This window comes from Nonomuraea sp. KM90, assembly GCF_052246675.1.
Lineage (GTDB): Bacteria > Actinomycetota > Actinomycetes > Streptosporangiales > Streptosporangiaceae > Nonomuraea.
In genome coordinates this window covers 19,236-31,667 of record NZ_JBQQCB010000022.1, presented here as the reverse complement: position 1 = coordinate 31,667, position 12,432 = coordinate 19,236, and the positions used below count along the sequence as shown (strand labels likewise).

Sequence of the window (12,432 nt, the reverse complement as noted above, 5' to 3'; positions counted from 1 at the left end):
GAAACGGTCGTCAGCCGTCCTCCGGGCGCTGGGCGACGTCCTTGACGAAGACGATCCCGTCGATGTCGGTCAGGTGGCCGGGGCTCAGGGGGAAATAGCCGTAGTTCCAGGCTATGTCGGTGCGCGGGCTCGGCTGGTGATCGCCGAGGGACTCGGCCAGCGCGCGCGGGTCGACGAGGTAGCGGTCGCCCGGGAGCGTGGCCAGGATGCCCTCGACGGTGTCGGGGTGCGGGGTGGGCAGGCCCTGGTGGCGTACGGAGCCCAGGGCCGAGGCCAGGAAGGCGTAGCCGTCGCCGAGCCGGGCCCCGGCGATCGAGCCCGCGCTCCACCAGTCCAGCGCCATGTCGGCGAGCTGCCAGGTGCTCTTCTCCCGCTGGAGGTGGCGGTTGTGGGCGTTGACGAGCGTCGGGCCGTACGGGGCGAGGGCGAGGAGGTTGTCGGCCATCATCGCGTCGCGCAGGGCCATCAGCCGCCACACCCGGTCGGCGGACGTGTCGGCCATGCCGGCGTGGTAGCGGAGCAGGCCCGCGGCGGTGCGGCCGCAAAGGGACGCCCGCCACCACTCGTCCGGCGAGGTCGCGGGGATGAGGTGCGGCGCGTGGGCGGTGAGCAGCGCCACCAGGTCGTCCGTGAGCAGGCGCAGCTCGGCGACGTCGGGGGAGCGGCCCACGGACCGGGACGGGTCCATGGCCGCGGCGGGGTCGGTCCAGCGGGCGTCGTCGCCGATCAGGCGGTCGAGGGTGTCCGGGGAGCAGGGGAGCGGGACGCCGTGGCGGGCCAGGTAGCCGTGGAGCGTGGTGAGGGCCTGGCGGGGGGTGGCGGCGACGGTCATCTCCAGCGGGCCGTCGAAGCCGAAGAAGCGCAGCCGGTCCGCCGCGGGGCGGTCCTCGTTGTACGCGCGCATCCACCGTACGAGCTCGCGGTTCCCCTCGAACTCCCCGGCTCCGTGGCTGAAGCCGCGCTCCATGACGTCGTCCAGCGTCCCGGAGCCCTCCGTGACGTAGGCGTCCACGGCCAGGCCCGCCATGCAGTCGCTCTCGAGGGCGAACGACCGGAAGCCCGCGTGCTCGACGAGCTCGCGGAAGATCGCGTTACGCAGCTCGAGGTACGCCTCCTCGCCGTGCATGGCCTCGCCCAGGCCGAGCAGCCGGGGCGGGGCCGGCAGCGAGCGGACGAACGCGGTGACGGCGGAGACCCCCTCGCCGTCGAGGTCGCGGGCGGCCCCGACGACGGACTCGCGGACGGACGGATCAGCGGCCATGACCGTTCCTGTTCTCCTCGCCGGTACTGAATTCATGCCTTCAACGGTATCGTTGAACTCTCCGTTGAAACTTGTGCGGCCGTTCATGCCATAGCCGCAGCTTAACCCTCAACACAGGCGAGGTGCACCATGCCCGACGGGCGACTCCGGCCGGTGGACCTGGCGCGCGAGCACGGCCTGTCCACCCAGGCGGTGCGCAACTACGAGGAGGCCGGCATCCTGCCGCCGGCCGGGCGTACCGCGAGCGGTTACCGTGCCTACACCGACCTGCACGCCTGCGCGCTGCGGGCGTTCGTCGCGCTGGTGCCCGGGTTCGGGCACCAGACGGCCACGTCGATCATGCGGGCGCTGCACCGGGACGCGACCGACGAGGCGCTGCGGACGATCGACGAGAGCCACGCCCAGCTCCTCGACGACCGCCGCACCCTCCAGGCCGTCGAGCAGGCACTGCGCGACCTGGCCCCCTCCGTCCGCCCGGGGGCCTCCGATCCGCCGAGCCCCGGCGTCACGTTCATCGGCCCGCTGGCCAGGAGGCTGGGGATCCGGCCGGCGACGCTGCGCAAGTGGGAGCGGGCCGGGCTGGTCCGGCCGCGCCGCGACCCCCATACCGGTTACCGCGTCTACACGGCGGCCGACGTACGCGATGCCCAGCTCGCCCACCAGCTCAGACGCGGCGGCTACCTGCTGGAGCAGATCGCCCCGCTGCTGGCGCAGGTGCGCGCGGCGGGCGGGCTGGCACCCCTGGAGACCGCCCTGCGCGACTGGCAGGACCGCCTGTCGGCGCGCGGCCGCGCGATGTTGCGGGGGGCCGCCGAGCTGGACGCGTACGTGCGCCGGCGCGAGAGCGGGTGAGGAACGTGCCTCGCGGAGCCCGGGGCGAATGGCCAAGCCCAGCGACGCCATGCAGGTCACGATGGCCGGCCCGCGGCGGGTGTCAGGCGAACGGGAAGAACTCGGTCTCCTGCCAGAACTCGTCGTCCCCGCGCACCAGCATCGACACCCCCGTGACCCGCGCCGCGAGCGGCAGCGCGGCGGCCGCGGCGGCCTCGTCCACCGCCACGCCGTGCCCGAGGGTCAGATGCGGCACGATCGCGTCGTGCAACCCGCCATAGGGAGGAGCCTCCGGCCACCGGGCGACCACGTCCTCCGTCAGCCGCACGAACGGCCCCGCCGGGTCCGGCGCGAGATAGACGACGTCGGGGAACCGGCCGATCCGGTGAAAGCTCACGTCGACGGCCGGCTGCCGGGCGAACAGCGCCCCCAGCTCGCGGCGCACGCCTTCGTCGACCCGGCTCACGTGCAGGAACGGCACCAGCACGGTGACGTGCGCCATGATGCCGATCTCCCGCTTCCGCCACCGCCGCACCAGCGGTTCGGCCTCCGGCACCTTGACGATGAGCGCCGTGTCACCCGCCTTGAACTCCATCCTCCGGCTCCCCTCGCCCGCGTGACCACGGAACGATCACTCGACACCGTACATTCGGACAATCCCTAAAGAATCTCGCAAATCCCATCGGGGCGCTCTAGTGTGCGGGACGTGCAGAACTCGCTCACCTTCCCCAACCTCCTCGACGACGCGGCCCTGCTCTCCCTCGAGCACCAGCTCCATCTCGAAGAGGTCCTCGGTGACCACAGCTGGCACGTGGACCTGCAGCGGCAGCACTTCGAGTTCACCGGCGACCGTACGATCACGTGCACCGGCCTCCACCTGCTCGGCAGCGCCGCCCCCGGCCCGGGCACGTGGTTGTGGGCCTGGGCGAACCAGTCGGGCTTCCCGCCCGCGGTGGCGGCGATGTCCGCGCGGCTGCGCGACTTCGGCCGGCAGTACGGCATCCAGGAGCTCGCCTCCCCGGAGGTCCCGTTCAGCGCGCTCCCCGGCTCACCGGAGGAGCCCCACCTCGTCGCCGCCCTCCTCACCGAGGCGGCCAAGGCGGTGACCGGCCACTGGACCTCGTACAACGGCGACGCCGGCGGCGGGACGCGGGCGGCGTTCCTGGTGGAGCATCCCGGCTTCCGCCTCCCCCCGCCCGAGCCGGCCCGCGTCATGCGCGTCATCCAGCAGGCGATCATGGGCCTCACGCTGACCGATCATAGGCGCGCGCTGCACAGCTACGCCGTGAAGCGGGGGCTCGGCGCGGAGTTCGGCGCCGACCAGGCCCGCCTCACGGGGCCGGGCTTCGAGGCGGTCGCGGACTTCGACGTGTACGGCCGCGTGGCCGGCATCAGGGCCACCATGTCGTCCCCGCAGGGCAGCTAGAGCCCGCTCCGAAATGCGGTGCGCGTTGCTCCGCCCGGCAGCCCGTGGCGAAGCCCGCGCGCCCCGAACAAACGCGGCCCGGGCCGAAGGCGAGGACCACGCTTGTCGGGCCGGGGGTGTCAGCTGCCGACCGGTTCGGCGCGGAGGCGGGCCGAGTGCTGGACCAGGGTGATCAGGACCTCCCGGCTCGAATCGCGCTTCCGGGCGTCGCACATGATGATCGGGACCGACGGGCCGAGCTGCAGCGCCAGCCGTACCTCCTCCAGCTCGAACGTCGGCGCCCCCTCGAAACAGTTGACCGCCACCACGAACGGCGTCCCCCGCCGCTCGAAGTAGTCGACCGACGGGAAGCAGTCCGCCAGGCGGCGGGTGTCGGCCAGGATGACGGCGCCCAGGGAACCTTCCGCCAGCTCGTCCCACACGAACCAGAACCGCTCCTGCCCCGGCGTCCCGAACAGGTACAGGACGTAGTCGTTGCCGAGGGTGATCCGGCCGAAGTCCATCGCCACGGTGGTGGTGCGCTTGGCCTCCACCGAGGTGAGGTCGTCCACACCGATCCCGCGGTCGGTCAGCACCTCCTCCGTACGCAGCGGCCGGGTCTCGGAGACCGCGCCCACCATCGTCGTCTTGCCCGCGCCGAACCCGCCGGCGACCAGAATCTTGATCGCCGTCGGCAGGCGCGGACGCTCAGAGCGAGCGAAGACCATCGAGCACCGCCCTGTACATCTTCATGTCGTGCATGTCCACCTCGGATCGTGGTTCCTGGGCAGAGACGAGTTCGCGGTCGAACAGGTCGCCGAGCAGCACCCTGATCGTGCCGGCCGGCAGGTCCAGGTAAGCGGCTATCTCGGCTACGGACTTGGGTTCGCGGCAGAGCTGCAGGATGCGCAGGTGCTCGGGGTCCAGCCCGGCGTCGGGTCCCGGCGGCGGGCCGACGGCCAGGGCCATGGAGATCAGGTCGAACCTGCCGTGCGCAGGCTGGGTACGGCCACGGGTGACGACGTAGGGCCGGATGATCTCCGGATCCACCCAGTGCTCGTCCGTGGGCTCGTCCGGGCCTCTCACCGGTCGCTCCTGGCGATGGCCTCGGCGTTGCGGGCTCCCGAGGTGAGGTACTGGCCCACCCGGGCGACCATCATCGCCATCTCGTACGCCACCAGCCCGATGTCGGCGTTCTGCGCGCACAGCACGGCCAGGCAGGCCCGCTCGCCGGCCGTGGTGACGATGAGGAACTGGTTCTTCCACTCCACGACCGTCTGCCGCACCGGGCCGGCGGAGATCTGGTCCGAGACGCCCTTGGCCAGGCTCTGCAGCCCGGAGGCGACGGCGGACAGGTGCTCGCCGTCCGTCCGCTGCAACCCGGCGGAGGAGGCCATCAGCAGGCCGTCGGACGACAGCACGATGGCGTGTTCGGCCTCCTTGACGCGGCCGCAGAGGTCGTCGAGCAGCCAGTTGAGGTCGGTGCCGGACGTGGGAGTCATGCCTCACCTCCGGGCTGGGACTGCTCGTCCAGCATCTTGGCCGCTTGCGACCGTCCAAGACGGGTGCCTGACTGCAGGGATCCCATCATCGCGCGGATCTCCTCCGGCGAGCGCTCGTCATCGTCCTCCTCGAGGTCGGGCTGCGTGGGCGTGTCGTCACGCAGCGCTGGCGCCAGGTTGGCCTGGGGCACGCGCAACGGCAGCCCCGACGGTGTGAACTCGGCCACAGGCTGCTGCTCCGGTTCGGCCGGCGTTTCGGGTCGTGGTTCCGGGGTGGGCTCCGGTGCGGGTTCGGGCCGGGAGACGGCGGGCTGCCGCGGTTCGGCGGGCGGGCGGGAGACGGGCGGGCGGGAGTCAGGCCGCTGGGGGCCGGACTGTTGGGGGCCGGACTGTTGGGGGCCGGACTGCTGGGGGACCGAGGGGGCCGGGACGGCGGTGGGGCGAGTGGGGAACGTGCGCACGTTCTCGGCCGTGGCCGGGCGCGCCGCCGTCGCCACGGCCGGCTGCCGGCGCGGCAGCCGCTCCCGCCCGTCGCCGTCCTGCGGCTCGGGGGTCGGGTCGAGCTGTACGAGCTCCTGCGGCAGCAGCACCACGACCGTCGTGCCACCGTACGGCGACGCCTTGAACACCACCTGGATCTCGTGCCGCCGGGCGAGCTGGCTGACCACGTAGAGCCCCAGGCGGGCGGTGCCCGTGATGCGGAACTCGGGCGGGTCGGCGATGCGCTCGTTGGCCGCGTCGAGGTCCTCGGGCTTCATGCCCAGGCCGCGGTCCTCGATCTCGATCACGTACCCGTTGGCCACGAGCTGCCCGCTGACCTGCACGTTCGTGTAGGGCGGGGAGAACGACACGGCGTTCTCGATCAGCTCGGCGAGCAGGTGGATGACGTCACCGACGGCCCGGCCGACGAGCACGACGTCGCCCATCGGCAGCAGCGTGACCCGCGTGTAGTCCTCGACCTCGGCCAGCGCGCCGCGGACCACGTCCACCATGGGGACGGAGCGCCGCCACGTACGGGCGGGGGAGGAGCCGGACAGGACGATGAGGTTCTCCGCGTTGCGCCGCATGCGGATGGCGAGGTGGTCGAGCCGGAAGAGCTCCTTCAGCTCCTCGGGGTCGGTCTCGCGGCGCTCCATCACGTCCAGGACGGTCAGCTGGCGGTGCACCAGGCCCTGCGTCCTGCGCGCCAGGCTGAGCAGGATGTCGCGGATGCTGCGGCGCAGCTCCGCCTGCTCGGCGGCGACGGCGACCGCGGTGCGCTGCACGGTGTTGAACGCCTGGCCCACCTGGCCGATCTCGTCGTCGCCGAAGTCGAGCGACGGCGCCTCCTTGGCCACGTCGACCTCCTCGCCGCGGCCGATGCGCTCGACGATGCCGGGCAGGCGGTCGTCGGACAGCTCGTGCGCCGCGTCGCGCAGCTTCTTGAGCTGGGCGAGCAGCTGCCTGGTCGTGGTGATCGACAGCACGATCGAGGCGACGACGGCCACCAGCCCCAGGCCACCGGCCAGCACGAGGCGGACGATGACGCCCACGGCACCGGGCACGGCCCGCTCGACCAGCCGGTCGCCGCCGTCGGCGATGAGCTTCTCCAGCGACGCGCGGGCGGGCTCGGTGACGGCGCGCCACTCCGAGCCGGTCACGGCCGGCATGACGCCGGTGTCCGGCTGCTGGGCGAGCCGCTGCTCCAGCACGCGCAACTGTTGCACCGCGCGGCTGTTCGCCCAGACCTGGTACGCGGCCGCGTCCTCGGGCACGAGCTGCGCCGCGGCCTTCTCCAGCGAGATGCGGTAGAAGCCGGACAGCTGCACGAACTCGGTGTGCTCCGCCCGGGTGAACCCGCCCTTGGCCAGCGCTCCCGCGACGAGTGCGTCCTCGCGGGCCAGGTACTCGCTCGACTGGCTGATCGCCAGCATGGTCCGGGCGTCCTTGGCGATCTCCTTGTCGTCCAGCGAGGCCACGGAGTCGAACATGCGATAGAGCGAGTCGATGACGTTGTTGTAGGAGTCGGTCGCCTGGGCACGGTCGAGCCGGCCGCTGTCGATCGTCTTCCGTACCGCGGCGAGCCCCTTGACGGTCTCGAGCGCCTCGTCGATGCGACGCGTCAGCGCGGCGTCCGCCGCGAACCGGACGGTGGTGCTGGTCGCCGACTCCACCAGAGTGTCGTGCGCCGTGTCGGTCTTGGCACGCTGGTCACGCAGGTTCTTGTCGGGCAGCCGTCCCGAGCCGCCGAGAGCCTCCGCCGTGAGCCGGCGCTCCCGTTGGAGCTCGGCGAGGAGCACCTCGCTGGGCTGTACGGCGCCGCTGTCGACCGTGGTGGCTCCCACCAGGTTCACGCCTTCGCGCAGAGTGACCCAGGCGGCGAAACCCCATAGTGCGACCAGTGACACCAGCAGGGCTGTCACCTTGGCCCGCACGCTTGAGTTGCGCAAACGCATATAAACCGTCCAGGTCAGAGGGCCGCGTCAAGCCAGATGTCAAGACTTACACGTGTATATCTAGGATCCGGCACCCGGGATACCCTAGCAACGCCGCAAAGCCTGCTCAAGGCGGGTAAATCCTAATACGTGACATTAAGTCCGAATTTACCGGGTTTCTATAACGCGAGTTCCCAGGTGCAGGGCCGCCAGGATGGCCGCTCGTACGATGGCTATTGGAGTGTAAAGGTCCTTGTCATGCCACAGCGACGGATAGTCCGATATTTCGCCTGTACGCTGCAAGTACGCATGCCCTCGGGCCGTCGCCTCCTCGTACCGGCCGTCGACCGGGCGGCCCAGCACCCTCTCGGGCAGCAGCAGCGTCTGCATCGCGTAGGCGGTCTCCTCCAGGGTGCCTTCCCAGCGTCCCCACGATCCGTCGGCGCGCTGCGTACCCAGCACCCACTCCCGCGCCCTGGCCACGGTGGCGGCGTGCTCGGGGCCGCCGTACTCGCCGAGCGCGAGCACGCAGCTCAGCGTCGCGTAGTACGGCGAGGCGTGCCAGCGGTCCTCCCAGCTCCCGCCGGGCTGCTGCCGCTCGGCCAGCAACCCGGCCAGCCGGGTCCTGACCTGCGCGTAGGCGCCGGCTCTCGTGGGGCTGGTGGCCGCGTACGAGCCGAACGCGTCGAGCACGTGGGCGTTGACGCTGATGGAGAAGCCGTCCTCGCCCTGCCAGGTGCAGAAGTGGGTGCCCGTGTCGAACGCCAGCAGGCTCTCCGGATCGCGGGACATGCCGTGCAACGCCAGGGCGTGCAGCGCGACCGCCGTCGTGTCGGCGTCCGCGGGCAGCCCGGGGCCCGCCGGCGTGCCGGCCGGGCCGATCGCCGCCCGCAGGTCCGCCACCATCTCCGGCGGCACCTCGGCGGGGATGCCCGCCCGTGCCAGCCAGGTCAGGACCCAGCCGCGCTCGAACACCGTGATGGGGAGGCCCACGGGGACCGGGCCGCCGTACCGGGTGACGACGGCCTCCAGGTGGTTCCGCGCGAAGTCGGCCTCGAGCGCGGAGCCGTTGGCGAGCCACGCGGCGGTCGCGGCGGGAGAGGCGCCGATCGTGCCGATCACCGTAGGGCGCACGGATCGCGCGCCGCCCGCCGCCAGACCCGTCACCTCCAGGGCGTGCAGCAGCTTCTCCGGCAGGTCCGCGCCGGACTCCACCGCCCGCCGCACCCGTTCGACGCGGCTGTAGTCCAGGCCGGGAGGCAGGGGGAGGGGCGCGCCGGCACCGTGGGCGTTGATGAGGGTGACCAGCGCGGGGACGATCAGGTCGACGGCCGGCATGTCGGGCAGGTCGACCGCTTGGGGCAGCAGCTCGCGCAACGCGGCCAGCCCTCCGCGCGCCGCCTCCGCGGCGCGCTCCACGTCCTCGGCGGTGAGCCCGCCGCCGCCGTCCGACGCGACGGTGAGCAGGGCCTCCGTGGCGCTGAGCGCCGGAACCAGCCCGTAGCCGTCGGGGGCGCCCCACGAGCCGTCCGGTCGCTGGGTGCGGAGCAGGTAGTGGACCCGCTCGCGATGGCCGGTCAGCCACGGGGCCAGGGTGACGAGCCGTCCCGTCTCGTAGACCGACGCGGACACCTGGCCCCACGGCTTGAACATCAGCGTGGCCACCAGGGTTCCGGCCTCGCGGGTGACGTTCACAGTTCTCCCCAGTAGTCGCTGACGCCGTAGAAGCCGGAGTTGAAGCCCATCTGTCGTTCCAGGTACAGCGCCGTCCTGGGGTCGCTCCCGCGCAGCGGGACGATCAGCTCCGTCGCCGCGCGCGCGTGCCGTGCCATGCGGTCGGTCACCTCGGTACGGTCGGCCCCCAGCGTCAGGGCGTTGGCGTCGCCCCAGCGGGCTTCCCGGTCGTGCGTCGTCAGGTCGTTCAGCAACCGCAGGTAACGCTGCACCTCGTCGCTCGCCGCGCGGATACGAGGGAGCTCGGACAGCGTCGCCGGGTCGCCGAGGGACAGCCAGTGCGACAGGTTGACGAAGGAGGAGCCACAGCTGTCGGCGTTGGCGAGGTACTCGTCCAGGCCGGGCACCGCCCGGGATTCGCGCCACTCCCACTCCCGCTCCATCGCGGTGAGCATGCGTTCGAGCTGGCCGCGCCAGCGCGGGTCGGCCCCGAAGTCGTCGCGGAGCTCGGCGAGGAACCGGGCGAGCGGGCTGTCCGGGTCCTTCCCGGCGGCCACGGCCACGCACTCCCCGACGATCCCGGCCACCTCGCCCCGGGACGTGGCGACGTGGTCGACGAGCAGGTCCGCCGCGAACACCCACAGCGCCGCGCGGTTGACCGCCCGCAGCTCCGCCGCCGTGGCCCAGGGCGAGCCGAACGCGCCGACCAGGCCCAGCGAGTGGAAGAAGCCGGCGTCGAAGGGCCGGGCGGGGAAGAGCTCAGGGTGCCGAGCGGCGTGGCGGGCCAGGTCGCGGGCGCACTCGACGCCGAGCGCGCAGGTCCTTCCGAGGTCCGCCGCCGTGGTGAGGCCGCTCATCCGCGCCCCGCGGGAACGAGCGTCATGGACAGCCCCGTGGCCGGCCGCAGCGTCGAGGCCAGCCGGGGGAGCACCGGGCCGTCGGCGTGCAGCACCGGCCGGTACCTGCACAGGATCCCGGCGATCAGCAGCAGCGCCTCCATCGTGAACAGGCGCGGCCCCAGGCACGAATGCGGTCCCGCCGCGAACGGGAAGTACGCGTACCGGTGCCGCCCGCGCCCGTTCTCCGGCGCGAACCGCTCGGGGTCGAACTCCAGCGGCCGGTCCCAGAACTCGGGCAGCCGTTGCGTCAGGAACGGGCTCAGCACCACCGTGGACCCCGCCGGGATCTCCACCCCGCCGATCGTGTCCGTCCGGACCGCCGTCCGGGGCAGGATCCAGCCCGGCGGGTAGAGGCGTACGAGCTCGTCCAGGAACATCCGGAGGTAGGTGAGCGCGGGCAGGTGCGCCGTGGTGACGGGCCCGGTGCCGACCACCCGTTCGATCTCTTCGTAGACCTTCGAGGCGATCTCCGGATGCGCGTCCAGCACCGGCCAGACCCAGGTCAGCGCGGTGACGGAGGTCTCGGTGGCGGCGCCGTGGATGGCCACCATGTCGTCGCGGATCAGCCGGTCCGCGTCCGTCTCCCCCTTACGGGCCTGGCACAGAAGGGAGACGAGGTCGTTCTCGTGCTCGCCGCGCGCCTTCGCGTACCGGATGCGGGGGTACACGACCTCGTCGATGGTCCTGATCGCCTGCCGGAACGCGCTGTCGCCGGGCAACGGGAACCGCTGGGGCACGAACGGCAGCAGCAGCCGGATCGAGCGGGCGGTCACGCCCGTGTCGTAAGCCGGAGCCAGCCGCTCGATGTCCGTGTCGGAGATCGTCGAGCCCAGGAACAGCCGCACGATCACGGGGTGGACCAGGGCGGAGATGGTGTCGGCGATGTCGATGGGCCGCCCCGGCACCACGATCGTGTCGATGAGGCCGGTGACGATCTCGGCCATGCGCCGGGTGAGCGAGTCGACGTAGCGGGCGGTGAACATCGGCTGCAGGATGCTCCTGCTGGCGGTCCAGCCCGCGCCGTCCGACAGGATGCCCTGGCCGAGCAGGGGGCCCAGCGGGTCCCAGAACATGCCCGCGCGGAGGTAGTTGGGCTGGTTCGTCTTCAGCACGTGCTGGACGTGGTCGGGGTGGGTCACCAGATAGGGGCGAAAGGGGCCCATGTTCAGCCGGACCAGCTCACCGTTGGCCTGCTTGCTCGCCTCCTCGAAGGCGCGTAAGGGAACGCGTGCGTGCCTGGTCAGGGTGCGGAGAAAGGGCAGGGTTGGGGCTTGACAGGTCGGCAGGCCGCCGAACGACACCGGACCTCCATCACATCCGTCTCACATGACGGATATTTCCTGACAAAAGTTAAGCTCTCCGTGGAGTATCACACGACACTCTGTGTAGATTCAAGATCGTACTGACTAGGAGCGCACGCATGGCAGCCGACCCCCTCGACCCCGTCCGGCCTGGCGGGGAGGTCATCGCGCGCTGCCGGAGGCTGTTCGAGCCCGCGCTTCGCGAAGCAGTCTCCGTCCTGCACCCGTGGGGCGCGATGATGGCGGCGTTCACGCTCGGGTGGTCCGACGTCGACGGACGGTGGCAGGACGACGGCGGTGGCAAGGGCGTGCGGCCCGCGATCGCTCTGCTCAGCGCGGAGGCGGCCGGTGGTGACGCGGAGCCGGCGCTGCCGACGGCGGTGGCCGTCGAGCTGGTGCACGCGTTCTCGCTGGTGCACGACGACATCATCGACAACGACGAGCGGCGCAGGCACCGCGAGGCGCTCTGGAAGGCGTACGGCGTGGGGCCGGCGCTGCTCACCGGTGACGCGCTCCTGGCCCTGGCCATCAGACAGGTCGCCGGGCGGCCCGACGCGATGGGCTACCTGTCGGCGGCCCTCGTCGAGCTCGTACGGGGCCAGACCACCGACATGGCCTTCGAGCAGCGCTCATGGCATGGGCCCGACCAGGTCTCCACCGCCGAATACCTGGAGATGGTGGCGGGCAAGACGGGCAGCCTGCTGGGGGCGGCCGCGGCGGCGGGCGTCGCGATGGGCGGCGCTCCGCAGCTCGCCGACCGCATGTGGGACATGGGGCGGGATCTGGGCATCGCCTTCCAGATCGTGGACGACATGCTGGGCATCTGGGGTGACCCGGGCCTGACCGGCAAGCCCGTGCACAGCGATCTGCGACGCGAGAAGAAAACGCTTCCGATCCTCGCCGCCCTGTCCTCGGAGCGGACGGCCGCCCGCGAGCTGTCGACCATCCTCGTCTCGAGGACGATGGACGACGACGCCGTACGCCGCGCCGCCCACCTGGCCGAGGAGGCGGGGGGCCGGGCGGCGGCCCAGGCATTGGCGGAGCGCCACCTGGCATCGGCCATGGACGTCCTCGACGAATGCCTGCCGGACGCCACGGACCTGCGTGCCCTGTGCGAGTCCCTGGTGAACCGGGTCAACTAGGGC

General features: G+C 71.9%; 12 protein-coding genes. 3 read left to right on the top strand and 9 right to left on the bottom strand.

What is annotated here, in order from left to right:
* Positions 1 to 10: 10 nt before the first annotated feature.
* Positions 11 to 1,261, bottom strand: coding sequence for an erythromycin esterase family protein (locus tag ACTWPW_RS23435; protein WP_443169907.1), 1,251 nt, complete (start codon positions 1,259 to 1,261; stop codon positions 11 to 13).
* Between the two features lie 129 nt (positions 1,262 to 1,390).
* On the opposite strand from ACTWPW_RS23435, the gene ACTWPW_RS23430 reads away from it, so the two are divergent.
* Positions 1,391 to 2,113 (top strand): TioE family transcriptional regulator, encoded by a 723-nt coding sequence (locus tag ACTWPW_RS23430; RefSeq protein WP_443169906.1) that lies wholly within the window; start codon positions 1,391 to 1,393, stop codon positions 2,111 to 2,113.
* A gap of 82 nt (positions 2,114 to 2,195) precedes the next feature.
* Here ACTWPW_RS23430 and ACTWPW_RS23425 read toward each other — a convergent pair whose 3' ends face one another.
* Complete coding sequence (locus ACTWPW_RS23425) at positions 2,196 to 2,687, bottom strand: 2'-5' RNA ligase family protein (RefSeq protein ID WP_375109615.1); 492 nt, start codon at positions 2,685 to 2,687, stop codon at positions 2,196 to 2,198.
* A 111-nt stretch (positions 2,688 to 2,798) separates the two neighbouring features.
* On the opposite strand from ACTWPW_RS23425, the gene ACTWPW_RS23420 reads away from it, so the two are divergent.
* Positions 2,799 to 3,518 carry a DUF6882 domain-containing protein gene (locus ACTWPW_RS23420; protein ID WP_443169905.1) on the top strand — a complete coding sequence of 240 codons (720 nt, stop codon included), beginning with the start codon at positions 2,799 to 2,801 and terminating at the stop codon, positions 3,516 to 3,518.
* Between the two features lie 119 nt (positions 3,519 to 3,637).
* Here ACTWPW_RS23420 and ACTWPW_RS23415 read toward each other — a convergent pair whose 3' ends face one another.
* The 7 genes from ACTWPW_RS23415 to ACTWPW_RS23385 form a co-directional block, all read right to left on the bottom strand.
* Positions 3,638 to 4,225, bottom strand: a complete 588-nt coding sequence (locus ACTWPW_RS23415; protein WP_375109617.1) for a GTP-binding protein — start codon at positions 4,223 to 4,225, stop codon at positions 3,638 to 3,640.
* On the bottom strand, positions 4,206 to 4,583 hold the full coding sequence (locus ACTWPW_RS23410) for a DUF742 domain-containing protein (RefSeq protein ID WP_364135420.1): 378 nt from the start codon (positions 4,581 to 4,583) through the stop codon (positions 4,206 to 4,208). The genes ACTWPW_RS23415 and ACTWPW_RS23410 overlap by 20 nt, the downstream gene beginning before the upstream one ends.
* Positions 4,580 to 4,999, bottom strand: a complete 420-nt coding sequence (locus ACTWPW_RS23405) for a roadblock/LC7 domain-containing protein (RefSeq protein ID WP_364135417.1) — start codon at positions 4,997 to 4,999, stop codon at positions 4,580 to 4,582. Before ACTWPW_RS23405 ends, ACTWPW_RS23410 begins: the two co-directional genes overlap by 4 nt.
* Positions 4,996 to 7,434 (bottom strand): nitrate- and nitrite sensing domain-containing protein, encoded by a 2,439-nt coding sequence (locus ACTWPW_RS23400; protein ID WP_443169904.1) that lies wholly within the window; start codon positions 7,432 to 7,434, stop codon positions 4,996 to 4,998. Before ACTWPW_RS23400 ends, ACTWPW_RS23405 begins: the two co-directional genes overlap by 4 nt.
* 147 nt (positions 7,435 to 7,581) lie before the next feature.
* Positions 7,582 to 9,108: a prenyltransferase/squalene oxidase repeat-containing protein gene (locus ACTWPW_RS23395; RefSeq protein ID WP_375109619.1), complete on the bottom strand. Its 1,527-nt coding sequence runs from the start codon at positions 9,106 to 9,108 to the stop codon at positions 7,582 to 7,584.
* Positions 9,105 to 9,944 carry a terpene synthase family protein gene (locus ACTWPW_RS23390; protein WP_375109620.1) on the bottom strand — a complete coding sequence of 280 codons (840 nt, stop codon included), beginning with the start codon at positions 9,942 to 9,944 and terminating at the stop codon, positions 9,105 to 9,107. Before ACTWPW_RS23390 ends, ACTWPW_RS23395 begins: the two co-directional genes overlap by 4 nt.
* Positions 9,941 to 11,287, bottom strand: a complete 1,347-nt coding sequence (locus ACTWPW_RS23385; protein ID WP_375109621.1) for a cytochrome P450 — start codon at positions 11,285 to 11,287, stop codon at positions 9,941 to 9,943. Before ACTWPW_RS23385 ends, ACTWPW_RS23390 begins: the two co-directional genes overlap by 4 nt.
* A 119-nt stretch (positions 11,288 to 11,406) precedes the next feature.
* Between ACTWPW_RS23385 and ACTWPW_RS23380 the strand changes: the two genes are divergently transcribed.
* Positions 11,407 to 12,429, top strand: a complete 1,023-nt coding sequence (locus tag ACTWPW_RS23380; RefSeq protein ID WP_375109622.1) for a polyprenyl synthetase family protein — start codon at positions 11,407 to 11,409, stop codon at positions 12,427 to 12,429.
* The last annotated feature ends 3 nt before the right edge of the window (positions 12,430 to 12,432 follow it).